This window comes from Streptomyces sp. CB02923, from assembly GCF_001905005.1.
GTDB lineage: Bacteria > Actinomycetota > Actinomycetes > Streptomycetales > Streptomycetaceae > Streptomyces.
Window position 1 is genome coordinate 790,025 of the sequence record NZ_LWKZ01000024.1, and the last position, 25,181, is coordinate 815,205.

Below are 25,181 nucleotides of genomic sequence, written 5' to 3' on the forward strand. Positions count from 1 at the left end.
CGGAGGCACTCCGTGGAGTCACCGGACCGGGGACACCCCGTCGAGCCGCAGGCCTGGGGACACTCCGTGGAGCCCCTGCGCCTCGGAGTGGACCGTGACCGCTGCGTCGGAGCCGGCATGTGCGCCCTGAAGGCGCCCGCGGTCTTCGACCAGGACGAGGAAGAGGGCCTGGTGGTGCTGCGGCAGCCCGTGCCGGCCCCCGAACACCGGGCCGCCGCCCGGATGGCCGCCGGCCTCTGCCCGGCCGGAGCCATCGCCCTCGACTCCCCGGACCCCGCGGGCTCGTAGAGACCGTGGCACTTCCCGGACCGAGATCCCCGCACCGCGCGCCGGTGGGGGGGCTCTCGCGTGTGCGGAGTCATCCACCACGCCGCCCCGGCTCTAAGCCCCGGCACCAGCTCCAGACCCGGCTCCCGTCCGACGCCCGGTTCAGGGACGCGGGATGTTGCGGAGGTTGGAGCGGGCCATCTGGAGCATCCGGCCGACCCCGCCGTCCAGCACGATCTTGCCGGCCGAGAGCGCGAAGCCCTGGACCATGTCCTTGCTGATCTTCGGCGGCATGGACAGCGCGTTGGGGTCGGTGACGATGTCGACCAGGGCCGGGCCCTTGTGTTTGAAGGCGTCGCGCAGCGCGCCGCGCAGTTCCTTGGGCTTCTCCACCCGTACGCCGTGCGCCCCGGCCGCCCGCGCGATGGCGGCGAAGTCCGGGTTGTGGTTGCCGGTCCCGTACGCGGGCAGGCCGGCGACCATCATCTCCAGTTCGACCATGCCGAGCGAGGAGTTGTTGAAGAGCACGACCTTCACCGGCAGGTCGTGCTGGACGAGGGTGAGGAAGTCGCCCATCAGCATGGTGAAGCCGCCGTCGCCGGACATCGAGACGACCTGGCGGCGGCGGTCGGTGAACTGCGCGCCGATCGCCTGCGGCAGGGCGTTGGCCATCGATCCGTGGGTGAAGGAACCGATCACGCGGCGGCGTCCGTTGGGACTGATGTAGCGCGCCGCCCATACATTGCACATCCCCGTGTCAATAGTGAAGACGGCGTCGTCCGCCGCCTCCTCGTCCAGCACGGACGCGACGTATTCGGGGTGGATCGGCGTGTGCTTGTCGACCTTGCGCGTGTAGGCCTTGACGACGCCTTCCAGCGCGTCGGCGTGCTTCTTGAGCATCCGGTCGAGGAACTTGCGGCTCTTCTTGGGGGTGACGCGCGGGTTGAGGCAGCGCAGTGTCTCGCGTACGTCGCCCCAGACGGCGAGGTCCAGCTTGGACCGGCGGCCCAGCCGCTCCGGGCGCACGTCGACCTGCACGATCTTGACGTTGTCCGGCAGGAAGGCGTTGTACGGGAAGTCCGTGCCGAGCAGGATCAGCAGGTCGCACTCGTGGGTGGCCTCGTAGGCCGCGCCGTAGCCGAGCAGGCCGCTCATGCCGACGTCGTACGGGTTGTCGTACTGGATCCACTCCTTGCCGCGCAGCGCGTGGCCCACCGGGGCCTTGAGGCGCTCGGCGAACTCCATCACCTCGGCGTGCGCCCCCGCCGTGCCGCTGCCGCAGAAGAGCGTGACCTTGCCCGCGTCCTCGATCATCCGGACCAACTGGTCGATCTCCGCGTCACCGGGGCGCACGGAGGGGCGCGAGGTGACCAGCGCGGTCTCGATGGAGCGCTCGGGCGCCTCCTGGTCGGCGATGTCGCCGGGCAGCGAGACGACCGCGACGCCGCTGAGCCCGATGGCGTTCTGGACGGCGGTCTGCAGCACCCGCGGCATCTGGTCGCGGCTGGAGATCATCTCGCTGTAGTGGCTGCACTCGGTGAACAGCCGGTCCGGGTGGGTCTCCTGGAAGAAGCCGGTGCCGATCTCGCTGGAGGGGATGTGGGAGGCGAGCGCGAGCACCGGGGCCATCGAGCGGTGGGCGTCGAAGAGGCCGTTGATCAGGTGCAGGTTGCCGGGGCCGCAGGAGCCGGCGCAGGCCGTCAGCCGGCCGGTGATCTGGGCCTCGGCACCCGCAGCGAAGGCGGCGACCTCTTCGTGGCGGACCTGGATCCAGTCGATCGCGGCGTTGCGGCGGATGGCGTCGACGACGGGGTTGAGGCTGTCACCGACGACCCCGTAGAGCCGCTGCACACCCGCGCGCACCAGAATGTCGACGAACTGCCCGGCCACGGTCTGTTTCGCCATGTCGCTGTCGCTCCTCCGGTGCTGGACCGCGCGGCAGGCGAACGCCCGACAATGGCCCGTTTTGTGGCATTCCTTCGGTTCTACCACTCCACCGGGCGCCTGTCCGGCCGGACTACGCCTGCCGCGTCACCCCGGCGCCGACGCGTCCGGCCCGTCGGGCCCGTCCCACACCGCCACGGCCGTACGGTCCTGCCCGTACCCCTCCGCGTGCAGCCGGACGTCGGCCAGGAAGGCCGCCGTCCCCGGTGGGGTGCCCGCCCAGCGGGCCGCCAGCCGGCCCGCGAACCCGGCCGCTTCGGTCAGCGGGCCCGCGAAACCGGCGCTGCACAGCAGCAAGGCGTCGCCGGGTCGGGTCGCGCAGGTCCGGAAGCGGAACGGCTCGGGGCTCGTCCGCGGCGCGGACTCGTACGGCGGACGCCACGGCTCCCCGGACGGAGCGCGGGGCAGGCCGGGAGGGACGCCGGGGAGGGTGCCGCCCAGGTCCGGCGCCGCCCCGGTCAGATCCGGACGAGTCAGGTCCGGCCCGGCCAGATCCGGCCTGGCCAGATCCGGCCCGGCCAGATCCGGGCGGGTCAGATCCGGGCGGGTGTCGGACGGCCGGCGGAGGTCGGGGCGGGTGTCGGACGACCGCGGGACGCCCTGGCGGGGCTCGTCCAGGGCGGGGTCGCCCGGCACCGGCCACGGTGGCACGGCACCGGGCGGCCCCTGCGCATCGCACGCCTCCCCCTCGGCCGTTTCGTCACCCGGCGGCTCGACGCCGAACCCGGCGGCCGGGGCGTCCGCCGCGTCCTCCCGGGGCGGCGGGGGCTCCAGGTCCTGCCAGACGCCGTTGCGCAGCCGGAAGAACCCGCCCGCACCGACGCCGAAGAGCACCCGGGTGCGGCAGGCCGGGTCGACGGGCAGTAACAGGCAGCGCAGCGCGGCCGTGTACTGGCCGGGCTCCATGCCGTGCTCGCCCGCGTACGCGCGGAGCTTGCCGAAGCTGCGGTCGGTGAGGCGGTGCAGGCCGGACTTCAGGGCGCCGCGGTTGCCGGTACGGACGTCCTCGGCCAGCCGGGGGTAGCTGCGGCCGACGGCGCCGCCGATCCAGAGGCAGGCGTCGCGGGCGGCGCGGTGGGCGCCGCCGTACGCGTACGAACTGCCGTCGCCGGGGGTCGCGGTGGCCACGGCCACCAGGATGAGCGCGTGCTGTCCGGCGCCGAACCGGGCGGTGAGCAGGGCGTCCCCGCGCGGCTCGGCGCGATGGCGGGCGGCCTCGCCGCGCAGCGAGACGGCGCGCAGGGTGAGCGGACCGTACCCGGCGCCGTCCAGCTCCGTGTCGGGTACGAGATCGTCGAGCGCGGCCGGGTCCGCGGCGGGCAGGGCCATCGGCTCGGGGCCGGAGGAAGGACTGGCAGAAGCGCCGGAACAGGAGCCGGGGCCGGGCCCGGCCGACGCCGCGGCACCGGCACCGGCTTCACCACCGGCACGGGCTTCACCACCGGCACCGGCTTCACGAACGGCACCGGCGGCGGGCCCGGCTCCGGATGCCTGGCCCACCGCGCCGAAAGCGGATTCCACACGGTCGTCGAGCGAGTCCGGGGCCGTCGCGGGGCCGGTGTCCCGCGCCGCTTCGCTGTCGTCCTCGTACAACTCCCGCCACCAGGAGTTCTCGTGGTGGCGCCGATCCCCCTGTGGGTTCATGCGGCGTATTGTCCACCGGCCGGCGGCCCGGAGACAGGGGCCCGGCGGGCCACCGCGGGACCGCCCGGCCGGTACGCGCCACGGAGGACGCGTACCGGCCGCGCATACCGACGCCACGCGGCCGCGGCGGCCGAGGGGCGCGCCGGTCCCGCTTCCGGCACGCTGGGGCCATGGGCGTGTGGCAGTTGCTCGCGGTCGGCCTCGTCTTCCTCTTCGGCCTGCTCGGCGTGCTGGTCCCGGGGGTGCCGGGGCCGCCGATCGTCTGGGCGGGCGTGCTGTGGTGGGCGATGACCGAGCAGACCACCGTGGCCTGGTACGTCCTGATCGGCGCGAGCGCCCTGCTGCTGCTCAACCAGGCCGTCAAGTGGCTGCTGCCGCCCCGTGACCTGGCGGCCGCCGGCGTGCCGTACCGGACGCTGTTCCTGGCGGGCGTCGCGGGCATCGCGGGCTTCTTCCTCGTGCCCGTCGTGGGGGCCGTGCTGGGCTCGGTCGGCGTGCTCCACCTGCTGGAGCGGGCACGGCTGGGCAGTCACGCCGACGCGTGGGCCGCCACCCGTACGGCCATGCGGTCCATCGGGCTCGGCGTGCTGATCGAACTGCTCGCCTGCCTGCTGGTGGTCGGCGCCTGGACGGGCGCGGTCATCGCGGGCTGACCGCCGTGGAGGCCGGTGCCCGTCTCCTGCCACAGGTGGTGCAGGGCGTACGACCGCCACGGCCGCCAGGTGTCCGGGGACCCCGCTCCCTCCGGGAACACCTCGCCCATGCCGCCCACCGGCCCCACGTCCGGGTCGCCCAGTGCCCGCATCCTGATGTACGCGGCGGCCGCCGGGCCCACCCCGGGCAGGGCGCGCAGGGCACGTTCGGCGGCGTCCCGGTCCGCGCCCGCGTCCAGTGGGACCGTGCCGTCCGCGAGGGCGACGCAGAGCGTGCGCACCGCTTCCGGGACGTCGGCGCCGGTCAGCGCGGCGGGCTCGGGGAAGAGGTGGGTCAGCGCGCCGTCCGCCGCGTCCAGCGGCTTCCCGTACGCCCGTACCAGCTCGGCGGCGCGCTCGGGCGGCCCGCCGAGGACGGTCCGTACGGCCAGTTCCCCGGGGTCGGCGGCGCCCGGCGACCGCAGCCCCGGCCGGGCCGCGACCAGCGGGCCGAGCAGCGGGTCCGCGCCCAGCCGCTCGGCGACGGCGAACGGATCGGCGTCCAGGTCGAACAGGCGGCGCATCCGCTGGACGGCCGTGGACAGGTCCCGCAGGTCGGTCAGGTGCAGGCGGCACTCCAGCCAGCCGCCGTCCGCGCCCCGGGCGGCCGGGCACACCAGTCCGGCGCGCGGCCGCCGCGGCTGCCGGGACCCGGCGTGCTCGTCCACCTCGGCGATGCCGGTGCCGTGGGCCAGCCGCAGCGTACGGCGGTACGTACGGGCGCCCCGGCCGCCGTGTACCTCCTCCACTCCGGGCACGGCCCGCGCCTGGAGGAAGTCGAAGATCTCGGCAGCCGCGTACGGGCCCCGGTAGGCCAGCCGCAGCGGTACCCCGGCGGGCGCGCCGTGCCGCGCGGCGCCGGACCGGCCCGACGGCGCGCCGTTGCGCCCGCCCGCCGCCGCGCGCAGCTCGCTCGGCGTACTGGCGTAGATCTCCCGCATCGTGTCGTTGAACTGCCGGATGCTGGCGAATCCGGCGGCGAAGGCCAGGTCGGTGACGGGCAGGCCGGTGGTCTGGAGCAGCAGCCGCGCGGTGTGCGCGCGCCGGGCCCGCGCCAGGGCCACGGGCCCGGCGCCCAGCTCCGCGGTGAGCTGCCGCTGCACCTGCCGCGCGCTGTAGCCCAGCCGCCGTGCGAGGCCGGCGACGCCCTCCCGGTCGATCACGCCGTCGCCGATGAAGCGCATGGCGCGGCCGACCAGATCGGCCCGGACGTTCCACTCCGCCGAGCCCGGTACGGCGTCCGGGCGGCACCGGCGGCAGGCCCGGAACCCGGCGCCCTGCGCAGCCGCGGCGGACGCGTGGAACCGCACGTTCGCGCGCTTCGGGGTGACGGCCGGGCAGCTCGGGCGGCAGTAGATCCCGGTCGTCACGACGGCGAAGAAGAACTCCCCGTCGAAGCGCGCGTCCCGGCTGGACACCGCCTCGTACCTGGTCTCGTCATCCATCACATGCTCCAGTGTGCGCCACGGTGCGGACGTTCACTGGCGGGAATCGGACACCGCGGTCGGTGGCCGTGCCCTCGTTCACGGGGCAGGACGGCGGCCGGAGACCGACCGGCCGGGAAGAGCCGGAGACCGGGCGGGGAGGACAGAGCGGGAAGGACAGAGAAGGGCCGGAAACCGGGCGGGAAGGGCCGCGACCAGCCCTCCCCGCCCGCCCCCTCACCCCCGGGCCCCCCTCTTCCGCTCCCCCATGTGCCGGCCGAGCGTCTGCTTCTGCTTCCAGCTCTTGCGGATCTCCGCACGGAGCCGGGCGTCCGTCTTGGCGACGATGCGCTCGTTCTCGCGCAGCAGCTTGCGGTAGCTCTCCAGCCGCCGCTGCGGCAGCACGCCGCTGTCGACGGCCGACAGCACCGCGCACCCCGGTTCCGTATCGTGCGCGCAGTCGTGGAAACGGCAGCGCGCGGCCAGTTCCTCTACGTCGGAGAAGGCGCGCGCGAGGCCCGCGTCGGCGTCCCACATGCCGACGCCCCGCAGCCCCGGGGTGTCGATGAGCACCCCGCCGCCGGGCAGGACCAGCAGGTCCCGGGTGGTCGTGGTGTGCCGGCCCTTGCCGTCCCGGTCGCGGGCGGCCCGTACGTCCTGCACGTCCTCGCCCAGCAGCGCGTTGGCGAGAGTGGACTTGCCCGCGCCGGACTGGCCGAGCAGCACGGACGTGCCGCCGGCCACCACCGCGGCGAGTACGTCCAGCCCTTCACCGGCGGCCGAACTGACCGCCAGCACCTGCACCCCGGGCGCGGCGGCCTCCGCGTCCGCGACCAGGTGCGCCAGCCCGGCCGGGTCGCCGACCAGGTCGGCCTTGGTCAGCACGAGCAGGGGCTGCGCCCCGCTCTCCCAGGCCAGGGAGACGAAACGCTCGATGCGCCCGAGGTCCAGCTCCGCGGCGAGCGAGACCGCGACCACGGCGTGGTCCACGTTCGCCGCCAGCACCTGGCCCTCGGACCGTTTGGAGGAGGTGGACCGTACGAACGCGGTACGCCGCGGCAGCAGCGCCCGTACCGCACCGTCCCGGCCCGCGCCGACCTCGCCGAGGTCGATCACGGCCCAGTCGCCGGTGCACGGCACCCGCATGGGGTCGCCGGTCGCCACCAGCGCGGTGTCCGCGAGTACGGTACGGACGCCGTCCCCGTCGGGCACCACGGTGTCCACGCGCCCGCGGTCGACGCGGACGACACGGCCGGGCACGTACCCCTGCCCGGCGTAGGGAGCGAAGCTCTCCGCGAAGCCGTCATCCCAGCCGTAAGAGGTCAGCGGGCACGGCGATGCGGAGGAGAAAGCGGAAGACGATTGCAAGGGAAACCCTTCACAAGGGTGGCCCCGGCTCCACGCGCCCAGCGCGCGGCAAAAAAGGGAAAGGTCAGCCGGAGGCCACGGAAGTGGACTGAACGAACGTCTGGTTGAGGGCAGCACCCATCACAGAGACAGCCATCGGTCACACCTCCCCTTCCTCACACGGCCGACCACGGCAGCCGACGGCCACCGCGAGAACGTGTCCCACCTTAGAAGGGCGCGCATCGCGGCACCACCGAATTTCTCCGGGCTTGAGGGCCGCGCGGCAGTCCCTCGTTCCGGCCGGGGATCAGCGGTGCTGTTCGATGAGGGAGCGGGCCATTGCCTGGGCGCGGCGGGCGGCGTGGTGGTCGCCTTCGGCGGCGGAGATGATGGAGCCCTTCATGAGGATGTGCCAGGAGCGGGCGAACGCGTCGCAGTCGCGCAGGCCGGCTTCCTCCGCCATGGTGCGTACGAGGGTCCGGATGTTGTCCAGGTAGCGGATGCTGGCCCGGCCCAGCGGGTGCTGCCAGCCCATCTCCAGCAGGACGTTGATGAAAGGGCAGGCGTCGAAGTCCGCTTGGTGGAACCATTCGTCGAACACGTCGAAGACGGCCAGCAGGTGTTCTTCGGGGGTGCTGCCGCGGCGCCGGGCGCCGGCCTCCACGAGGCCGTGGGTCCACTGCTGTTCGCGGCGGTCGAGGAAGGCCAGGACCAGGTCGTCCTTGGAGGGGAAGTGCCGGTAGAAGGTCGCCTTGGCCACCTGGGAGCGGTGGATGACCTCGTTGACGCCCACATCGCGGATGCCGCGGCGCGAGAACAGGTCATAGGCGGCGCTCAGCACCCGTTCGCGGGCGCCGGGCCGGGCTCCGGCGCGCGACGCTGGCGGCGCGCACTCGGTCGTCATGGTGGCCCCAGTGTAGGCGTGGACAGACCGGTTTGACTCCTGCCACGATGGGGCCATGTCCCTACAGACAGACCGGTCTTCCCTGGCCGGTCCGGATGCCCTGGGGGTCCGTACCCGGCTGTTCGGCTCCTGTGCCGTCCTGACCGTGCGGGGCGAGATCGATTACGGCACCGTGCCGGTTCTGGACGAGGCCCTCGAAGCGCTGCCGTCCGGCCTGGGGAGTGTGGTGCTGGAGATGACCGGGGTCACGTTCATGGACTCGGCCGGGCTGCACTTCCTGCGGCGCCTGGAGACCTACGGGCTGCGGCGGCGCATCCCGGTGCGGGCCCTGAACCTGCGCCGCCAGCCCCAGCGTGTGATGGAGCTGGCCCGCAAGTGGCCCGGCACGCCGCACGCGGGCAAGTTCCTCGGCCGCGCGGTGCCCGCGGGAGTGCCGACGGTCCAGGAGCCGCAGTGAAGCGGCGCTCCCTGGCGGCCCTGCGGCTCTCGGCCGCCTCGGGAGCGCGGCGTGTGAAACCGGCGGAGACGCCCGGAGGAACGGACGACGCGACGGGCCGCCCCGACGATGCGGTGGTCGATCAGCTGCGCGCGGAGAACGCGCAGTTGCGGCAGGCGCTCGACAGCCGGCCGGTGATAGACCAGGCCCGCGGCATCCTGATGGCCACCGAGTCCTGCACCGCCGAACAGGCGTGGGACATCCTGCGGCAGACCTCCCAGCGGACGAACACCAAGGTGCGCGAGGTCGCCGGTGAGGTCGTCGCGGGTTCCGGCCGGTCTGCCGCCCGGCGTCCGGGGCGTACGGAGCCGGGGCCGGGGCGTACGGAGCCGGGGCGGCCGGGGCGTACGGCGTTGGTGCGTACGGAGTTGCAGGCGGCGGTGGCGCGGCACCGGGCCGCCGTCCGTCGGAAGGCCGGTTGAGAGAGCCGGTTGAGGGAAGGTCAGCTGTAGGCGGTGGGTGGAGGGGCGGCGGCTGTGCGGGGCGTTCCGCGTCGGCCCCGGCCCGGTCCCCCGGGTCCGGTCCCCCGATCCGGTCCGGTCAGCCCGTCAGCTGCGGCAGCACCTTCGTACGGTAGAAGTCGAAGAACCCCCGCTGCTCCGGGCCGATCTGGCTGACGTAGACGGTGTCGAACCCCGCCTCGCCGTACGCGCGGAGCGCGGACACATGGGCGTCCACGTCGTCGCCGCAGGTGACCGCCTCCGCGACGCGTTCGGGGGTGACCAGTTGCGACGCCTGCTCGAAGTGGCGGGGCGTGGGGAGGATCTGCGGCAGTTCGCCGGGCAGCTGCTCGTTGGCCCACAGGCGGTGCGCGGTGCGCACGGCCTCGTCGCGGTCCGGGTTCCAGCAGACCTTCACGCCGCCGAGTACGGGTTTGTTGCCGCCGCCGCCCCGCCGGAAGCGTTCGACGGCCTCCGCGTCCGGGGTCATGGTCACGAAGCCGTCGCCGACGCGGGCGGCCAGTTCGGTGGCGTTGGGCCCGAACGCGGAGACGTCGATGGGCACCGGTTCCGCGGGGACGGTGTAGAGCCGGGCGTTCTCCACGGTGTAGTGCTTGCCGTGGTGGCTGACCTCGCCGCCCTCGAAGAGCTGCCGCATCACCTGGACGGCTTCCTCCAGCATCTCCAGGCGTACCGAGGTCTGCGGCCAGTGATCGCCGAGCACGTGCTCGTTGAGTGCCTCGCCGCTGCCCACGCCGAGCCGGAAGCGGCCGTCAAGGAGCACCGCGCTGGTGGCCGCGGCCTGGGCGGTGACCACGGGGTGCAGCCGCATGATGGGGCAGGTCACCGCGGTCTCCACGGGGAGTGAGGTGACCTGCGACAGCGCGCCGATCACCGACCAGACGAAGGGGCTCTGGCCCTGTGCGCCGTTCCACGGGTGGAAGTGGTCGGAGATCCACAGTCCGGTGAAGCCGGCCTGCTCGGCCATGCGGGCCTGTTCGACCAGCTCCGCCGGGCTGTGCTCCTCGCTGGAGAGGAAGTATCCGTAGTCGGTCATCGGGGCTCCGTGCGGTCTCGACGGCCCGCGGTGGGCCGGGGTGGGTGGCTGGTGGGTCGCCCCCTTGGGTGCTGCGGCGGGTAACCCTTTCCCGGCCGGGAAAACCCGCGCGCGGGCCGGGGAGAGCCGGGCCCGCCGCCGTGGTGCGGGGGCCCGCCGCCGTACGGAAACGATTCGGCCCGCATGATCCGGGTACTGGAGCTGCCACGACCGAGAACACCGCTTTAGAGTGAAAAGCGGCTTTTGGGTACCCGGAGATCGATGTTTCCCGACCGGATCCGTCCGGCGGGCCGGCCGCCAGGACAAGGAGATCCGCGATGCGAGCGAACGTCTGGCACGGCAAGCGTGACGTCCGCGTGGAGCACGTCCCCGACCCGCAGATCAAGAAGCCGACCGACGCGGTCATCAAGGTCACGTCCAGTGGCCTGTGCGGCTCGGACCTGCACCTGTACGAGGTCCTCACCCCGTTCATGACGCCCGGCGACATCCTGGGGCACGAACCGATGGGGATCGTGGAGGAGGTCGGCGCGGAGGTGACGCACCTCAGCCCCGGCGACCGGGTGGTGGTCCCCTTCCAGATCGCCTGCGGCACCTGCCGGATGTGCCGCGACGGCCTGCAGACGCAGTGCGAGACCACGCAGGTCCGCGAGCACGGCTCGGGCGCCGCACTGTTCGGGTACACCAAGCTCTACGGCTCGGTGCCCGGCGCGCAGGCCGAGTTCCTGCGCGTACCGCAGGCCCAGTACGGGCCGGTCAAGGTGCCGCACGGCCCCGCGGACGACCGCTTCGTCTACCTGTCGGACGTGCTGCCCACCGCCTGGCAGGCCGTGCGGTACGCCGGTGTCACCAAGGGCAGCAGCGTCGCCGTGCTGGGGCTGGGGCCGATCGGTGCGATGTCCTGCCGGATCGCCCGGCACCTCGGCGCCGAGCAGGTGATCGGCATCGACCATGTGCCGGAACGGCTGGCGCGGGCCCGTCGCGACGGGGCCACCGTCTTCGACCTGGACGCCTTCGACGACGAGGACGGGCTGCTCGACGCCGTCAAGGACGTGACGGGCGGCCGCGGCCCGGACGCCGTCGTCGACGCGGTGGGCACCGAGGCGCACGGCAGTCCCGCCGGAAAGCTGGCGCAGCAGGCCGCCGGGCTGATGCCGTCGCGCTGGGCCGAGAAGCTGATGAGCAAGGCGGGCGTGGACCGGCTGAGCGCCCTGCACCTGGCCATCTCGATGGCGCGGCGCGGCGGCACGATCTCCATCAGCGGTGTGTACGGCGGGATGAGCGACCCGATGCCGATGCTGGTGATGTTCGACAAGCAGCTGACGTTCCGGATGGGGCAGGCCAACGTACGGCACTGGGTGGACGACATCATTCCGCTGCTCACCGACGAGGACCCGCTGGGCGTGGACGACTTCGCCACGCACCACCTGCCGCTCGACAAGGCGCCCGAGGCGTACGAGATGTTCCAGAAGAAGACCGACGGCGCGATCAAGGTGCTGTTCACCCCGTGACGGGGCGGCACAGGGCCCGCCGGAGTACCCACGGGGCGAGGTGAAAGGACCGGTCATGCCGCATTTCGCTGCCGCGCCGCCGATCGCGGGGCTGACGGCCCTGGTGACCGGCGGGTCGCGCGGACTGGGACTGCTGATGGCACGTCAGCTCGTGGTGCGCGGCTGCCGGGTGACGATCCTGGCGCGCGACGGGAAGGAGCTGGAGGAGGCCGCCCGTTCGCTGTCCCGTCCCGGCGGGCCGCCGGTCGGTACGGCGGTGTGCGACGTCCGCGACCAGGCTGCGGTCGAAGCCGCCGTCGAGGACGTCGCGGCGCGCGAGGGCGGGCTGGACCTCGTCATCGGCAACGCCGGGATCATCCAGGTGGGGCCGTCCGCGTCCGTGGGCCACGAGGCGTTCCACGGCGCCATGCGGACCATCTTCGACGGTGCGCTGAACACGTCCCTGGCGGCCCTCCCCCACCTGCGGCGCAGCCCGGCCGGCGGGCGGCTGGCGCTGATCGGCTCGGTCGGCGGCCTGCTGGCCGTACCGCATCTGCTGCCCTACTCGTGCGCCAAGTTCGCGGTCGCCGCACTGGCCGAGGGGCTGCACGCGGAGGAGAGCGCGTACGGCGTGTCGGTGACGGCGGTGCATCCGGGGCTGATGCGGACCGGGTCGCACCTGCACGCGCAGTTCGGCGGGGACGCCCCGCGGGAGTTCGCCTGGTTCTCGGCGCTGGCGGGCACCCCCGTCCTGTCGATGAACGCCGAACGCGCCGCCGAGCGCATCGTCTCCGGGGTGCAGCGCCGCCGCCCCCGCGTCGTCCTCACCCCGGCCGCCCATCTGGCCGCCAAGGCGCACGGGCTGGCCCCCGTCACCACCACCCGCCTGTCGTCGGTCCTGGCGCGGGTCCTGCCGCGGGACGCCGTCGGCGAGCCGGGCGTGACCGAGGGCGTCGCGGTGGAGAACGGCGGGCGGGCGCCCGCGTCACGGCTGCGCAAGGTGTTCAGTGCCCTCAACGACCGGGCCGCCGGGCGGTTCAACCAGTGCGGGAGGGCAGCGCCGCCCTCCCGCTGACCGGCGGTCCGGCCCGGCTGACGCGGGGCCGGGCCGGCGGGCGACCAGCACCACGGCCGGATCCGTACGTGACCGGCCCTCGCGGAAGGAAACACGGTGAGCGCACGCGGAGCCGCACTCTTCGACGTCGACGGAACCCTGATCGACAGCACCTATCTGCACGCCGTCACCTGGTGGGAGGCGTTCCGGCAGTCCGGCCACCGGGTGGCCATGGGGGACGTCCACCGCGCCATCGGCATGGGCTCCGACCACCTGCTGGACCACCTGCTCGGCGGGGACCGGGACCGCGCAGGGGACGAGACGATCCGCACGGCCCACGGCACGCTCTTCGCCGAGTACTGGGAGCGGCTGGCCCCGCTCGACGGCGCGGCCGAGCTGCTGCGGGCGTGCGCCGAGCGCGGCTGGACAGTGGTGCTGGCGAGTTCGGCGCACGGCCCCGAGCTGGCGGCGATGCGCCGGGCGCTGGACGCGGAGGACGTGATCACCGCGGTCACCAGCTCCGACGACGTACCGGCGAGCAAGCCCGCGCCCGACCTGGTGGAGGCGGCCCTCCGGCACGGCGGAGTCACCGCCGACGCGGCCGTCTTCATCGGCGACACCGTCTGGGACGTACGGGCGAGCCACCGGGCCGGTGTGCCGTGTCTGGCGGTTCTCAGCGGCGGCTACCCGGAGCACGACCTGCGGGAGGCCGGTGCGCACGAGGTGTACGGCGGTCCGGCGGACCTGGCCGGACGGCTGGACAGCAGTCTGCTCGCGGCGCCGGAAAGGCGATGACGGCGGGGCGGACACGGTGCGCGTCGGCGGGGCGGACACGGTGCGCCGGCCGTGGCGCCGGTCCGTAGCCGAAAAGCGTACTGCCGTGTGAAAACCGTCCGGACGTCCGTGCATCCGCGGAGCCGGGACGGGCACACGGACAGCCGGGCCGGCCCCCGCCACCTTGCTTTGTGAGAGGAACGAACCGCATGTCCACCAAAGTCTCCGACCACATTCTCCAGCGGCTGCGCGAATGGGACGTCGACCATGTCTTCTCCTACGCGGGCGACGGCATCAACGGCCTGCTCGCGGCCTGGGGGCGGGCGGCCGATCAGCCGAAGTTCGTGCAGGCCCGGCACGAGGAGATGGCCGCGTTCGAGGCCGTCGGATACGCCAAGTTCTCCGGCAAGGTGGGCGTGTGCGCGGCGACCTCAGGGCCCGGCGCGATCCACCTGCTGAACGGGCTCTACGACGCCAAGCTGGACCACGTACCCGTGGTGGCCATCGTGGGCCAGACCGCGCGCAGCGCGATGGGCGGCTCCTACCAGCAGGAAGTCGACCTGATGAGCCTGTACAAGGACGTCGCGTCCGAGTTCTGCGAGATGGTGACCGTCCCGGAGCAGCTGCCGAACGTCATCGACCGGGCGATGCGCACCGCGTACGCCAAGCGCACCGTCACGGCGGTCATCGTGCCCGGTGACGTGCAGGAGCTGGAGTACAGCGCGCCCACCCACGAGTTCAAGATGGTGCCGTCCAGCCTGGGCGTGTCGCAGTACGCGCCGGTGCCGCGCGACGAGGACCTGGAGCGCGCCGCCGAGGTGCTCAACGCGGGCGAGAAGGTCGCGATCCTGGTCGGGCAGGGTGCCCGGGGCGCCCGCGAGCGGGTCGAGGAGCTCGCCGAACTGCTCGGCGCCGGGGTGGCCAAGGCGCTGCTCGGCAAGGACGCGCTGTCCGACGAGCTGCCGTACGTGACCGGTGCCATCGGGCTGCTGGGCACCCGGCCGAGTTACGAGCTGATGCAGGAGTGCGACACGCTGCTGGTGATCGGCTCCAGCTTCCCGTACTCGCAGTTCCTGCCGGAGTACGGGAAGGCCCGCGCCGTGCAGATCGACATCGACCCGTTCATGATCGGGCTGCGCTACCCCTTCGAGGTCAACCTCGTCGGCGACGCGTCGGCGACGCTGGAGCGGCTGTTGCCGCTGCTCAAGCCCAAGAAGGCCCGCACGTGGCGTGCGCGGATCGAGTCGAACGTCGAGCGCTGGTGGAAGGTCATGGAGCGGCGCGCCGCCGTGGCGGCCGATCCGGTCAACCCGGAGTACGTGGTGCACGCGCTCGACGCGCTGCTGCCGGACGACGTGATCCTGGCGGCGGACTCCGGCTCGGCGGCCAACTGGTACGCGCGGCACCTGCGGCTGCGCGGCGCGATGCGCGGTTCGCTGTCCGGGACGCTGGCCACCATGGGGCCGGGCGTGCCGTACGTCATCGGCGCGAAGTTCGCCCACCCGGAGCGTCCCGCGCTGGCGATCGTCGGTGACGGGGCCATGCAGATGAACGGCATGGCGGAGCTGATCACCGCGGCCAAGTACTGGCAGGAGTGGAGCGATCCGCGGCTGATCGTGGCGGTCCTGAACAACGAGGACCTCAACCAGGTGACGTGGGAGATGCGGGCCATGTCCGGGGCGCCGCAGTTCGAGGAGTCGCAGCGCATCCCGGACGTGCCGTACGCCGACTTCGCGCGCTCCATCGGCCTCGGCGGTGTGCGGGTGGAACGGCCCGAGGAGGTGGAGAGCGCGTGGCGGCAGGCGCTCGCCGCGGACCGGCCGTTCGTCATCGACTTCCGTACCGACCCCAACGTGCCGCCCATCCCGCCGCACGCCACGCTGGACCAGATCGAGGCGGCGGCGAGCGCGGTCCTCAAGGGCGACCCCGAGACGGCCGGGGTGCTCAAGCAGGGCGTCAAGGCGAAGATCCAGGAGTTCCTGCCGGGCGGCAAGAGCCGCGGGGAGGGCGAGGGCTGACCGGCGGTCCGGGCCCGGCGGCGGATGCCGGGCCCGGCCCCCGGCCGACACAGACCACATCAGATCGCGAGGAGGACCCGTGGCCAGGTTGACGGCGCTGAAGGACTGGCGGCACTGGCGGCGGGGGCGGGCACTGCGGCCCGTCCCCGGCGCGGACGACGTGGAGAACGCGACGCAGCGCGTCCTGATGTACGGCGTACTGCCCATGTGGTTCGTCCCGGCCGTCGCCGACTGGGTGATGCACCGGCGTACGGACATCGAGCGGACCACCGGCGTCAAGGAGTCGGCGATCCACGCGGTGATGATGGCGGAGGCCGGGGTGCCGGTGCTGGCCGGGCTGGTCGCGCGGATCAACCCGCTGGTGCTGACGATGATGGGCGGGGCCGCGGCCGCGCACAGCGCGACGGCGATCTGGGACGTGACGGTGGCCACCGAGGACCGTGAGGTGCGTCCGGTGGAGCAGCACATCCACAGCTTCCTGGAGGTGCTGCCGCTGGCGGCCGTGGCCATCACCTCGTGCCTGCACTGGGAGTCCGTACGGGACCTCGCGCGCGGCGGGCAGCGGCCGGATGCCTGGAAACTGCTGCCCAAGGAGCGTCCGCTGCCCGGAAAATACCTGGCCGGAATCGCGGCCGGGGTGGGCGTGTGCGTCGCTCTGCCGTACGCGGAGGAATTCATCCGGTGCGTACGGGCCCGCAAATCCGGCGCGTGAGGAACGGTCGCGTGCAGGTCTCCGCATTCTGCCGCGTTCCGCCGTCTTCCGCCGCGTTCGGCCCGTCGGGGCAGTGGCGGGGGCCATTCGTTACAGGATTCCGTACACGGGTAACCGTAGTCCGAGAAATGGTATACGGCAGGCCCGGGACCGGTAAGCCGAACGGGTCCTGGGTGGGTGCGAGACAGAGGAGAACCACCATGCCCGCAGGATCGAACTCCAAGCGTGAGCGCCAGTACGAGCACATCAAGGAAGGCGCCGAGAAGCGCGGTACGTCCACGGGCCGGGCGAAGGAGATCGCGGCCCGTACCGTGAACAAGGAACGCGCCCGCTCCGGCGAGTCCAGGACGGCGAGCCGGACCTCGACCAAGGACCGCAAGTCGGCGCCCGAACGCGGCGGCCAGCGCTCCGGCAACCGCACCGGCTCCCAGGGCCCCACCCGTGACCAGCTCTACAACGAGGCCAGGCAGCGCGGTGTGGAAGGCCGGTCGAACATGAACAAAAACCAGCTGGCCAAGGCACTCGGCCGCTGACCCGGCGGGCCCGCCATGAGCAAGGAACCGCTGCGCACCTATCTGTCCAAGCGGCATTTCGACCGGACCTCGGAACCGCGGGGCGGCGATTCGGAAGATTCCCGGGATTCCCCGGACTCCTCGGACTCCTCGGACTCCTCCGGTAATCCGCGGTTCGTGGTGCAGATCCATGACGCGAGCACCATGCACTTCGACTTCCGGCTGGAGGTCGACGGGGTCCTCAAATCGTGGTCCGTGCCGAAGGGACCGTCCACGGACCCCAAGGACAAACGGCTGGCCATGCCCACCGAGGACCATCCGCTGGACTACCGGGATTTCGAGGGCGTCATTCCCGCGGGCGAATACGGCGGCGGCACGGTCATCGTGTGGGACCAGGGCCGTTACCGGCCGATGTCGCACGACAAGAAGGGCCACCCGGTACCGTTCGCCGAATCGCTGGAAAAGGGCCATGCGACGTTCCGGCTGGAGGGGAAGAAACTGCGCGGCGGTTATGCCCTCACCCGGTTCCGCGGCGGCCCGGACAGCGACGAGCGGGAATCGTGGCTGCTGGTGAAGGCGGACGACGAGCAGGCCGGCGACCAGGGCACGCCCGATCCGAAGCGAGCCCGCTCGGCGCTGAGCGGGCACACGCTCAAGCAGGTGGCCGCGGAGGTCGCGGAGGAGTCCGGCGTCGCGGAGGAGTCCGGCGGGTCCTCGACCGGCCAGGGCCGGAGCAAGGGCGGGACCGGCGGCAAGAGCGGGACCGGCGGCAAGAGCGGGTCCGGCGGCAAGGGGCGTGCGTGAGCAGGACGGCCAGGAACAGGGTGGACGGATGTGGTCAGGGAGCGGCCGGGGTGAGGTCCCCGGCCACCGGGCCGGGACGGGGTCCGGCCACGGGCGGAAGGCCCGTGTAGTTCTCGGCCAGTTCGGCGGCGGCGTGCGGGGAGGTGGCGATGCGGTCGAGCTGGGCGATCTGCAGGCGGGTGTCGAAGGCGCTCTGGCCGGGCGCGGTGTGCAGCGTCGTGGTCATGAAGTGCGAGAACTGCTCGGCGCGCCAGACGCGGCGTAGGCAGGTGTCGGACCAGCCGTCCAGCAGTCCGGCGGAGCCGGTGTCCTTCAGGTGGGCGAAGGCCCGCGCCAGTTCGGTGACGTCGGAGGCGGCGAGGTTCAGTCCCTTGGCGCCGGCCGGCGGGACGATGTGCGCCGCGTCCCCGGCGAGCAGCACCCGCCCGTACCGCATGGGTTCGGTGACCACGCTCCGCATCGGGAGGACGGACTTGGCGGTGATCGGGCCGCGTGCGAGGTCCCACGGGCCGTCGGTGGCGGAGCGGGCGTCGAGTTCGTCCCAGATCCGGTCGTCGGGCCAGTCGGCGGGGTCGGTGCCGTGGGGCACTTGGAGGTAGAGGCGGCTGACGGTGGGCGAGCGCATGCTGAACAGGGCGAAGCCGCGTGCGGAGTGGGCGTACACCAGCTCGTCGCAGGACGGCGGGACGTCCGCGAGGACACCGAGCCAGGCGTACGGGTAGCCGCGCTCGTACGTGCGGCGTATCCCGGCCGGTACCGCGTCGCGGGTCACGCCGTGGAAGCCGTCGCAGCCGACGACGTAGTCGCAGGCCAGCGTGTGTTCGCGGCCCTCGTGTGCATAACGGATCACGGGCCGTGCGGTGTCCGCGCCCTCCACGGCGAGCGCCCGCGCCCCGAAGACCAGCGGCCCGCCGTCCGCGAGCTGGAGGGCTATGAGGTCCTTGACCACCTCGGTCTGCGCATAGACGACCACGCCGCGGCCGCCGGTCAGGGCGGGCAGATCGACGCGGTGCGAACGCCGGTCGTAGCGCAGCCGGATGCCGTGGTGGACGAGTCCCAGGCGGTCCAGGCGCTCCCCCGCGCCGCAGCCGCGCAGCGTGTCGGCGGTGCCCTGCTCCAGGACTCCGGCGCGCTGGCGCCGTTCGACGTAGGCGCGGTCGCGGCTCTCCAGGACGACGCTGTCGATGCCGGAACGGTGCAGCAGCCGTGCCAGGAGCAGTCCCGCCGGGCCGCCGCCGACGATGCCGACCGTGGTCGAGGCGGGGGCTGGCGGGGTGGTGCGCGCGTGAGGTGCAGGGGACGTGGGGGATGTGAGGGACGTGGGGCGCATCGGGTCACTTTCCTTCGCGGTGTTCGGCGAGGACGCGATCGGCCAGCGTGAACGCGGAGTTCGCCGCCGGCACGCCGCAGTAGACGGCCGACTGGAGCAGCACCTCTCGGATGTCTTCGGAGGTCAGCCCGTTGCGCAGGGCCGCGCGCAGGTGCAGCGCCAGTTCTTCCCGGTGCCCGCCCGCCACCAGGGCGGTGAGGGTGATACAGCTGCGGGTGTGCCGGGACAGTCCGGGGCGGGTCCAGATCTCGCCCCAGGCGTAGCGGGTGATGAAGTCCTGGAAGACGGCCGTGAAGGCGGTGGTGCGGGCAGCCGCGCGGTCGACGTGGTCGTCTCCGAGGACGGCGCGGCGGACCTCGGTACCGGCGGCGTGCCGGGGGCCGTCGTCGGTGGGGTGTTCCTTACGGCCGTCGGTGTCCGGGGCATCACAGCCGTCGGAGTCCGGTGTATCACGGCCGTCGGTGTCCGGTGCATCGCCCCGGCCCACCGGGTACGCCGTGAGGTGGCCGAGGAGCGCGGCGAGTACGGGTCCGGGCTGCTCGGCGTTGGCCAGGTGGGCGGCCCCGGCCACCTCGGTCAGGCTCGCGGCCGGGATGCCGTCGGCGAGTTGGCGGGCGTGGGCGGGCGGTGTCGCGGGGTCGTCGCGGCCCGCGACGACGAGGGTGGGCGCGCCGATCCGGCCGAGCTCGCCGCGCAGGTCGTAGGTGGCGAGCGCGTCGCAGCAGGCCGCGTATCCCTCGGGTGCCACGGTCCGCAGTCCGGCCAGGAGTCCGTCCGCCGCCGGTGATCCGGCGAAGGCCGGGGTGAACCAGCGGTCGGCGGCCGTGGCGGCGACCGGCGCCAGGCCCTGTTCCCGTACGAGGGCGGCCCGTTCGTGCCACGTTCCGGGCTCGCCGAAGCGGGCGGAGGAGCAGACCAGGGCGAGCGACGCGATCCGGTCGGGGTGGTGCACGGCGAGCCAGGCGCCGACCGCCCCGCCCAGGGAGATGCCCGCGTACGCGAACCGGTCGATGCCGAGGGAGTCGGCGAGGGCGAGGACGAGTCCGCCGAGGCCGGCGACCGTGCAGGGCCCGTCCGTACGGCCCGCGAGCACGTCGTAAGGTGTCCCGCCATGCCCCGGCAGGTCCCAGCGCACGACGCGGAACCGGCGCGCCAGCACCTCCGCCTGGGGTTCCCAGACGGAGAGCGAGGTGCCCAGGGACGGCCCCAGCACGAGCGGGGGCGCGTCGGCGGGGCCGTCCTCGCGGTGGTGCGGGAGCGGAGGCGGTGCGGATGTCGTCATGCGTGCTCCTGCGGGGTCGGTGCGGGGAGGCGGGCACCGGGGCGGCGCAGGGCGCGGTCCACGAGCGCCCCGGCGGAGCCCGTGTACGCGGCCGGGTCGGCCAGTTCGCGCAGCCGTGCCGCGGGGAAGGCCGCCGCGGCGGCGGGGTGGGCCTCGCACAGAGCCCGGCCCAGCGCCTCGGCCAGGCCGGTGCCCTCCTCGGCCGCCCGGCGCGCCACCTCGGTGAGCAGCCGCCGGGCCGTGTCCCGTCCGAGGCGGGCGCCGAGCACGGCCGCCAGCCGTTCGGCGACGACCAATCCGCCGGTCGCGCCGAGATTCGCGCGCATCCGCCGCGGGTGCACCCGCAGGTCCGCGGTCAGCCCGGCGGCGTCCCGGGCCGCGCCGCCCACCAGGCGCAGGGTGTCGCGCAGCGGCTGCCACTCCGCGTGCCAGGCCCCGGACGGCCGTTCGTCCTCGGCGGCCAGGGACCCGTACAGCACACCGGCCAGGGCCGGGACCTGCCGGGCGGCGGCGGCTATCAGCGTGGCCCGTACGGGGTTGGACTTGTGCGGCATGGCGGACGAGCCGCCGCCGCTGCCTTCGGCCAGCTCCGCGATCTCCGTGCGGGACAGGGCCAGCACATCGGCGGCGATCTTGCCGAGGGCGCCCGCGGTGTGCGCGAGCGCCCCGGCGAGGTCGGCGACGGGGGTGCGCAGGGTGTGCCAGGGCAGTACGGGCTCGGCGAGGCGGGTCTGTGCGGCGTACGCGGCGAGCAGCCGTGGCCCGGGGTCGCCGGTGTCGGTCCCGGCCTCCCCCACGTCGGTCCCAGGGCCGCCGCCGGGCTCACCGGCGGGTCCAAAAGACCCCTCCGCGTCGGCCTCCGCGAAGGCGTGGAACGCCGCAAGGGTGCCCGCCGCGCCGCCCAACTGCGCGGGCAGCACTGACCGTACGGCGGCGAGCCGGTCCCGGGCGTCCAGGGCCAGCCCGCGCCACCCCGCGGCCTTGAGGCCGAACGTGGTCGGCACCGCGTGCTGGGTGAGCGTGCGGCCCGCCATGGGAGTGTCGCGGTGCTCGGCCGCCAGCCGGGCCAGGGCCTCGGCGGTGTCGTCCAGGTCGCCGAGGACGGCTTCCAAGGCGCGTGAGCAGACCAGCATCGTGGCCGTGTCGAGGATGTCCTGGCTGGTGGCGCCACGGTGGACGTACGCGGCGGCCGCCGGGTCACGCGCGGCCACGGCGGAGGTGAGTGCGGCGACGAGGGGGATGACCGGGTTGCCGCCGGAGCGTGCCCGTACCGCGAGTTCGCGCGCGTCGTAGTGGCCGCTGTCGCGCGCGGCGGCGGTGACGGCTTCGGCCGCCGAGGCCGGTGCCAGTCCGACCGCGGCCTGTGCCCGGGTCAGGGCCGCTTCCGCGTCCAGCAGGGCACGTACGTACGCGGCGTCGCCGGTGGCGGCCTCGACGGCCGAGTCCGCCGGGCCCGGAGTGAGCAGGCCGGTGTCGGCGCCTTCGGGCCACGCGTCGGGCGGAACTCCCACGGGGTGTTCAGCGGAACTCAAGAAAAACCGTCTCCTCGCACTCCTCGCCGCCTTCCGCGGCCCCGCTCCCGGCCTCGGCGGCGGCCTGGAGCCGGATGTCGAAGCGGTACCGCCGCTCGCCTTCGGCGCGCGCGACCAGCGTGCGCGCCCGGTGCGCGGGGAGCTGGGACAGCAGCGGGTCGGCCGCGTGGGCCGCCGCGTCCCCGGGGAAGTAGACCCGGGTGAACAGGTGGTGCAGCAGGCCGCGGGCGAAGACGCACACCGCGATGTACGGTGCCGCCACCGGGCGGCCCGCCGGGGCCGTGGCGGGCAGGGTGCGCAGGACGTAGCGGCCGTCGGCGTCGGTGGGCACCCGGCCGAAGCCGGTGAAGTCCACGCCGTCGCGGCCGACGACCGCGCCGGTCGCCGGGTCGCGGCGCAGCGAACCGGGCGCGCCGTGCAGGCTCCCGTCCGGCCCGGCCTGCCAGAACTCCAGCAGCGCGTCCGGCACCGGCTCCCCCGCGCCGTCCAGGACCCGGCCGTGCAGGGTGACGGTGTCGGGGTGCCCGACGGGAGCCATTTCTCCGCCGCCGGGGAACGGCAGCGCGTAGCCGTAGAAGGGACCGATGGTCTGGGAGGGCGTGGGGGCAAGCGCCCCGGGCGTGTCCGGGACGGCGCCCGGCGTGTCCGGGACGGCGGGCGTGTCCGGGACGGCCCCGGGTGTGTCCGGGGCGGCGCCGGGTGTGTCCGGGGCGGCGCCGGGCTGCTGCGGTACGCCGACATGCCGTGTCTCGTCGGCGGGTACGTCTTCGTGCGGTGCGGCGGGCATCAGCGGTCCCCCTCGGTCCAGGTGGCGGACGGTCCGTCCAGCACGATGTCCCAGCGGTAGCCGAGGGACCACTGCGCACGAGCCAGTTCCGGGTCGTACGCGCAGACCAGCCGTTCGCGGGCCTGCGGATCGGTGCACGAGGCGAGGATCGGGTCGTACGGGAACAGCGGGTCGCCGGGGAAGTACATCTGGGTCACCAGGCGCTGGGTGAAGGCGGTGCCGAAGAGCGAGAAGTGGATGTGGGCCGGGCGCCAGGCGTTGTGGTGGTTGCGCCACGGGTAGGCGCCGGGCCGGACGGTGGTGAACGCGTACCGGCCCGCGTCGTCCGTCAGGCAGCGGCCGACGCCGGTGAAGTGCGGGTCGAGCGGCGCCGGGTGCTGGTCGCGCTGGTGGGCGTACCGGCCGGCGGCGTTGGCCTGCCAGATCTCGACGAGTTGGCCGCGCACCGGGCGCCCGGCGCGGTCCCGTACCCGGCCGGCGACGGTGATCCGCTCGCCGAGCGGCTCGCCGGCGTGCTGCCGGGTGAGGTCGGCGTCCAGGGCGGTGACGTCGGTGACGCCGAAGGCGGGCCCGGCCAGTTCGACGGCCTCCGGGTCGCGCAGCGCGTCGATCACGGCCGACGGCTGGACGGGGTGGCGCAGGCGGGTGCTGCGGTACGGGGCGAAGTCACGCCCGGGGTGCGCCGGTGCGGGGCCGCCCGCCGTACGGGCGGGGGCGGCGGCCGTGTGCAGCGCGGCGATCTCGCGGTCGATGGCGGACTGCGGTTCGGCGCCCGGGGGCAGCGGCGCCGGTGCGGCCGCGGGACCGGCGGACGCGGTGGCGGCCGGGGATGCCGGGGCGGCGGATGCGCTGGGTGGAGTCATCGGGGCTTCTCCAGACGTGAGCCTTCGGTGTCCTGTCCGTACGGGGTGGATGACGGCACTCACACCGTCATCCTTCTTCCCGGCTTCCATCCCGGCTTCCGTCCCGGCCTCCATCTCGGCTTCCGTCCCGGCTTCCTTCCGGATTTCTCCCGGCCGCTTTCAGTGCGCGCAGGGCCGACAGTTCGGCGTCGTCCGGCGCCTCGGTGGTCGTGAGGTCAGGTGCCGTGCGCAGGTCCCAGCCGGTGGCCGCACGGGCCTGGTCGGGTGTCACTCCCGGGTGTACGGCGGTCAGGACGAGTTCGGCGGTGTCCGGGTCCGGGCGCAGGATGCCGAGGTCGGTGATGACGGCGGTGGGCCCGGCGCCGCGCATCCCGAGGGCGGCGCGGTCGCCCGGCCCGGAGCCGTGCCCGAGGGTGGTGACGAAGTCGAGCGCCGGCACGAGGTTGCGGCGGGTGTGCCGCAGCACGATGAGCACCTCGCCGCAGTTCGCGGCGATCTCCGGGGCGCCGCCCGCGCCGGGCAGCCTGCCCGCCGGCCGGTCCGGGCCGCGGTCCACGACGGTGGTGTTGATGTTGGCGAACCGGTCGAGCTGGGCGGCTCCGAGGAATCCCACGTCGATCCGGCCGCCCTGCAGCCAGTAGTTGAACATCTCCGGCACGGACACCACCGCGTCGGCGGTGTCGGCCAGTTCGCCGTCGCCGATCGACAGCGGCAGCCGGGTCGGCCGGGAGCCGATGGTGCCGGACTCGTACACCAGGACCAGGTCCGGGTTGACGGTGCGGCGCGCCAGGTTGGCGGCCGTGCTGGGCAGTCCGATGCCGACGAAGCAGCTCCGCGCGCCGGCCAGCGCGCGGGCCGCGTTGACCTCCATCAGTTCGTCGCGGCCGCAGCGCGCGCCGCCGTCCGTACCGCTCATCGGGTCCCTTTCCGTACGTGGTCGTCGAGCCAGCGCGCGAACGTGTCCCGGTCGCGGGAGACGGCGTCCCACTCCTGGTAGAAGTCGTTGTCCCGGACCGAGTACCCGGCGGCGTACGAGGGGTGGGCGCCGCCGGGCACGAGCGCGACGGCGTCGATCACCCAGCCGGGCAGCGCCACCGAGCCGGGCCGGGGCTCCAGGTCGCCCTCGACGATCTCCTCGACGGTGACCAGCACCCGCCCGGCGGCCAGTACCGCTTCCTTCTGCACCCCGGTCAGGCCCCACAGCTGAACGTTGCCGTCCCGGTCGGCCTGCTGGGCGTGGATGACCGTGACGTCCGGGTTGAGGGCGGCCACGGCGGCCAGTTCCTCGCCGGTGAACGGGCAGGTGACGGTGGCGACCGTGTCCGTACGGCCGGGGATGCCGCTGCCGCGGTAGCCGCGCAGCACCGCGAACGGCAGCTTCGAGGCACCGGCGACATAGCGGTTGGCCATGCCCGCGTGGCTGTGTTCGTCCAGCTCCAGCGGGTGCGGCCAGCCGTTCTCGACCGCGTCGCGGAAGCGGTGCAGCGAGCCGACGCCGGGGTTGCCGCCCCAGGAGAAGACCAGTTTGCGGGCGGCGCCCGCGCCGATCAGCTGGTCGTAGACCACGTCCGGGGTCATGCGGGCCAGTGTCAGGCCGGTGATGCCCTGCCGGATGATCTCGTGCGCCGCGGCGAAGGGGATCAGGTGGGTGAAGCCCTCCAGTGCGACGGTGTCCCCGTCGTGGACCAGGTCCCGCACGGCGTCGCGCAGGGAACGGATGTCGGCCATGTCCTCGCCCTCGGGTCGTCCGGTGTGCCGGTGCCCGGCGGGGCCTCGCAACGCACCGCCCCGCCCCTCTTGTTCGCCAGATG

General features: G+C 73.8%; 23 protein-coding genes and 1 pseudogene. 11 read left to right on the forward strand and 13 right to left on the reverse strand.

The genetic code is table 11. The annotated features are described in order from the left end of the window. The first annotated feature begins 12 nt into the window (after positions 1–12). Positions 13–288: a ferredoxin gene (locus A6A06_RS43030; RefSeq protein ID WP_443333781.1), complete on the forward strand. Its 276-nt coding sequence runs from the start codon at positions 13–15 to the stop codon at positions 286–288. A gap of 141 nt (positions 289–429) precedes the next feature. On the opposite strand, the gene A6A06_RS26675 is transcribed toward A6A06_RS43030, so the two are convergent. Both A6A06_RS26675 and A6A06_RS26680 read right to left on the reverse strand, forming a co-directional pair. Continuing rightward, positions 430–2,172 carry a pyruvate dehydrogenase gene (locus tag A6A06_RS26675; RefSeq protein ID WP_073764028.1) on the reverse strand — a complete coding sequence of 581 codons (1,743 nt, stop codon included), beginning with the start codon at positions 2,170–2,172 and terminating at the stop codon, positions 430–432. A 126-nt stretch (positions 2,173–2,298) separates the two neighbouring features. Next, a complete protein-coding gene (locus A6A06_RS26680) occupies positions 2,299–3,855 on the reverse strand; it encodes a protein phosphatase 2C domain-containing protein (protein WP_073764029.1) in 1,557 nt (518 codons plus the stop codon). Positions 3,856–4,142: 287 nt separating this feature from the next. Here A6A06_RS26680 and A6A06_RS43035 point away from each other — a divergent pair. Beyond that, positions 4,143–4,433, forward strand: a pseudogene (locus tag A6A06_RS43035) (DUF456 domain-containing protein); the annotation flags it as partial. Here the strand turns inward: A6A06_RS43035 and A6A06_RS26690 are convergent. The 3 genes from A6A06_RS26690 to A6A06_RS26700 form a co-directional block, all read right to left on the reverse strand. Beyond that, entirely contained in the window at positions 4,385–5,992 is a 1,608-nt protein-coding gene (locus tag A6A06_RS26690) for a DNA-3-methyladenine glycosylase 2 family protein (protein ID WP_073764033.1), read from the reverse strand. The pseudogene A6A06_RS43035 and the gene A6A06_RS26690 sit on opposite strands and share 49 nt — an antisense overlap. A gap of 216 nt (positions 5,993–6,208) precedes the next feature. After that, positions 6,209–7,339, reverse strand: coding sequence for a ribosome small subunit-dependent GTPase A (gene rsgA / locus A6A06_RS26695; protein WP_073764035.1), 1,131 nt, complete (start codon positions 7,337–7,339; stop codon positions 6,209–6,211). Positions 7,340–7,625: 286 nt separating this feature from the next. Beyond that, a complete protein-coding gene (locus A6A06_RS26700) occupies positions 7,626–8,222 on the reverse strand; it encodes a TetR/AcrR family transcriptional regulator (protein ID WP_073764037.1) in 597 nt (198 codons plus the stop codon). A 55-nt stretch (positions 8,223–8,277) separates the two neighbouring features. Between A6A06_RS26700 and A6A06_RS26705 the strand changes: the two genes are divergently transcribed. Continuing rightward, the gene (locus tag A6A06_RS26705) at positions 8,278–8,679 is read left to right on the forward strand and encodes an STAS domain-containing protein (RefSeq protein WP_073764039.1); all 402 of its coding nucleotides are present in this window, start codon (positions 8,278–8,280) and stop codon (positions 8,677–8,679) included. Further along, complete coding sequence (locus A6A06_RS43040; protein ID WP_073764041.1) at positions 8,676–9,140, forward strand: ANTAR domain-containing response regulator; 465 nt, start codon at positions 8,676–8,678, stop codon at positions 9,138–9,140. Before A6A06_RS26705 ends, A6A06_RS43040 begins: the two co-directional genes overlap by 4 nt. A 118-nt stretch (positions 9,141–9,258) precedes the next feature. On the opposite strand, the gene A6A06_RS26715 is transcribed toward A6A06_RS43040, so the two are convergent. Then, the gene (locus tag A6A06_RS26715; protein ID WP_073764043.1) at positions 9,259–10,215 is read right to left on the reverse strand and encodes an LLM class F420-dependent oxidoreductase; all 957 of its coding nucleotides are present in this window, start codon (positions 10,213–10,215) and stop codon (positions 9,259–9,261) included. 317 nt (positions 10,216–10,532) lie between these two features. Between A6A06_RS26715 and A6A06_RS26720 the strand changes: the two genes are divergently transcribed. The 7 genes from A6A06_RS26720 (at position 10,533) to A6A06_RS26750 (ending at position 17,576) form a co-directional block, all read left to right on the forward strand. Next, entirely contained in the window at positions 10,533–11,723 is a 1,191-nt protein-coding gene (locus A6A06_RS26720) for a zinc-dependent alcohol dehydrogenase (protein ID WP_073764045.1), read from the forward strand. A 55-nt stretch (positions 11,724–11,778) separates the two neighbouring features. After that, on the forward strand, positions 11,779–12,777 hold the full coding sequence (locus A6A06_RS26725; protein ID WP_073764047.1) for an SDR family NAD(P)-dependent oxidoreductase: 999 nt from the start codon (positions 11,779–11,781) through the stop codon (positions 12,775–12,777). 96 nt (positions 12,778–12,873) lie between these two features. After that, positions 12,874–13,551, forward strand: a complete 678-nt coding sequence (locus tag A6A06_RS26730; protein ID WP_073764049.1) for an HAD family hydrolase — start codon at positions 12,874–12,876, stop codon at positions 13,549–13,551. 188 nt (positions 13,552–13,739) lie between these two features. Next, entirely contained in the window at positions 13,740–15,548 is a 1,809-nt protein-coding gene (locus tag A6A06_RS26735) for a thiamine pyrophosphate-requiring protein (RefSeq protein WP_073764051.1), read from the forward strand. A 79-nt stretch (positions 15,549–15,627) separates the two neighbouring features. Continuing rightward, on the forward strand, positions 15,628–16,260 hold the full coding sequence (locus A6A06_RS26740; RefSeq protein ID WP_073764053.1) for a diguanylate cyclase: 633 nt from the start codon (positions 15,628–15,630) through the stop codon (positions 16,258–16,260). Between the two features lie 200 nt (positions 16,261–16,460). After that, a complete protein-coding gene (locus A6A06_RS26745) occupies positions 16,461–16,793 on the forward strand; it encodes a plasmid stabilization protein (protein ID WP_073764055.1) in 333 nt (110 codons plus the stop codon). 15 nt (positions 16,794–16,808) lie between these two features. Then, the gene (locus tag A6A06_RS26750) at positions 16,809–17,576 is read left to right on the forward strand and encodes a DNA polymerase ligase N-terminal domain-containing protein (protein WP_073764057.1); all 768 of its coding nucleotides are present in this window, start codon (positions 16,809–16,811) and stop codon (positions 17,574–17,576) included. A gap of 34 nt (positions 17,577–17,610) precedes the next feature. Here the strand turns inward: A6A06_RS26750 and A6A06_RS26755 are convergent, their stop codons facing one another. The 7 genes from A6A06_RS26755 to A6A06_RS26785 all read right to left on the reverse strand — a co-directional run bounded on the left by A6A06_RS26755 (position 17,611) and on the right by A6A06_RS26785 (position 25,098). Further along, entirely contained in the window at positions 17,611–18,906 is a 1,296-nt protein-coding gene (locus A6A06_RS26755) for a 4-hydroxybenzoate 3-monooxygenase (protein WP_079194355.1), read from the reverse strand. Positions 18,907–18,910: 4 nt separating this feature from the next. Further along, positions 18,911–20,188, reverse strand: coding sequence for a bifunctional 3-oxoadipate enol-lactonase/4-carboxymuconolactone decarboxylase PcaDC (gene pcaDC / locus A6A06_RS26760; protein WP_073764059.1), 1,278 nt, complete (start codon positions 20,186–20,188; stop codon positions 18,911–18,913). Beyond that, positions 20,185–21,720, reverse strand: coding sequence for a class-II fumarase/aspartase family protein (locus A6A06_RS26765; RefSeq protein WP_079194356.1), 1,536 nt, complete (start codon positions 21,718–21,720; stop codon positions 20,185–20,187). The genes pcaDC and A6A06_RS26765 overlap by 4 nt, the downstream gene beginning before the upstream one ends. After that, the gene (gene pcaG, locus A6A06_RS26770; protein ID WP_079194357.1) at positions 21,707–22,507 is read right to left on the reverse strand and encodes a protocatechuate 3,4-dioxygenase subunit alpha; all 801 of its coding nucleotides are present in this window, start codon (positions 22,505–22,507) and stop codon (positions 21,707–21,709) included. The genes A6A06_RS26765 and pcaG overlap by 14 nt, the downstream gene beginning before the upstream one ends. After that, positions 22,507–23,370, reverse strand: a complete 864-nt coding sequence (pcaH, locus tag A6A06_RS26775) for a protocatechuate 3,4-dioxygenase subunit beta (RefSeq protein ID WP_242440950.1) — start codon at positions 23,368–23,370, stop codon at positions 22,507–22,509. The genes pcaG and pcaH overlap by 1 nt, the downstream gene beginning before the upstream one ends. 67 nt (positions 23,371–23,437) lie before the next feature. After that, complete coding sequence (locus A6A06_RS26780) at positions 23,438–24,286, reverse strand: CoA-transferase subunit beta (protein ID WP_073764063.1); 849 nt, start codon at positions 24,284–24,286, stop codon at positions 23,438–23,440. Beyond that, positions 24,283–25,098 (reverse strand): CoA transferase subunit A, encoded by an 816-nt coding sequence (locus A6A06_RS26785; protein WP_073764065.1) that lies wholly within the window; start codon positions 25,096–25,098, stop codon positions 24,283–24,285. Before A6A06_RS26785 ends, A6A06_RS26780 begins: the two co-directional genes overlap by 4 nt. Positions 25,099–25,181: the final 83 nt, after the last annotated feature.

Excerpts from the sequence above, each read along its gene's own strand:
- A6A06_RS26725 (WP_073764047.1), top strand. The coding sequence starts at position 11,779 with ATGCCGCATTTCGCTGCCGCGCCGCCGATCGCGGGGCTGACGGCCCTG.
- A6A06_RS26700 (WP_073764037.1), bottom strand. The coding sequence starts at position 8,222 with ATGACGACCGAGTGCGCGCCGCCAGCGTCGCGCGCCGGAGCCCGGCCC.
- A6A06_RS26690 (WP_073764033.1), bottom strand. The coding sequence starts at position 5,992 with ATGGATGACGAGACCAGGTACGAGGCGGTGTCCAGCCGGGACGCGCGC.
- A6A06_RS26755 (WP_079194355.1), bottom strand. The coding sequence starts at position 18,906 with ATGCGCCCCACGTCCCTCACATCCCCCACGTCCCCTGCACCTCACGCG.
- pcaDC (WP_073764059.1), bottom strand. The coding sequence starts at position 20,188 with ATGACGACATCCGCACCGCCTCCGCTCCCGCACCACCGCGAGGACGGC.
- A6A06_RS26745 (WP_073764055.1), top strand. The coding sequence starts at position 16,461 with ATGCCCGCAGGATCGAACTCCAAGCGTGAGCGCCAGTACGAGCACATC.
- A6A06_RS26680 (WP_073764029.1), bottom strand. The coding sequence starts at position 3,855 with ATGAACCCACAGGGGGATCGGCGCCACCACGAGAACTCCTGGTGGCGG.
- A6A06_RS26715 (WP_073764043.1), bottom strand. The coding sequence starts at position 10,215 with ATGACCGACTACGGATACTTCCTCTCCAGCGAGGAGCACAGCCCGGCG.
- A6A06_RS26720 (WP_073764045.1), top strand. The coding sequence starts at position 10,533 with ATGCGAGCGAACGTCTGGCACGGCAAGCGTGACGTCCGCGTGGAGCAC.
- A6A06_RS26705 (WP_073764039.1), top strand. The coding sequence starts at position 8,278 with ATGTCCCTACAGACAGACCGGTCTTCCCTGGCCGGTCCGGATGCCCTG.
- A6A06_RS26735 (WP_073764051.1), top strand. The coding sequence starts at position 13,740 with ATGTCCACCAAAGTCTCCGACCACATTCTCCAGCGGCTGCGCGAATGG.
- pcaH (WP_242440950.1), bottom strand. The coding sequence starts at position 23,370 with ATGACTCCACCCAGCGCATCCGCCGCCCCGGCATCCCCGGCCGCCACC.
- pcaG (WP_079194357.1), bottom strand. The coding sequence starts at position 22,507 with ATGCCCGCCGCACCGCACGAAGACGTACCCGCCGACGAGACACGGCAT.
- A6A06_RS26785 (WP_073764065.1), bottom strand. The coding sequence starts at position 25,098 with ATGGCCGACATCCGTTCCCTGCGCGACGCCGTGCGGGACCTGGTCCAC.
- A6A06_RS26750 (WP_073764057.1), top strand. The coding sequence starts at position 16,809 with ATGAGCAAGGAACCGCTGCGCACCTATCTGTCCAAGCGGCATTTCGAC.
- A6A06_RS26780 (WP_073764063.1), bottom strand. The coding sequence starts at position 24,286 with ATGAGCGGTACGGACGGCGGCGCGCGCTGCGGCCGCGACGAACTGATG.
- A6A06_RS26675 (WP_073764028.1), bottom strand. The coding sequence starts at position 2,172 with ATGGCGAAACAGACCGTGGCCGGGCAGTTCGTCGACATTCTGGTGCGC.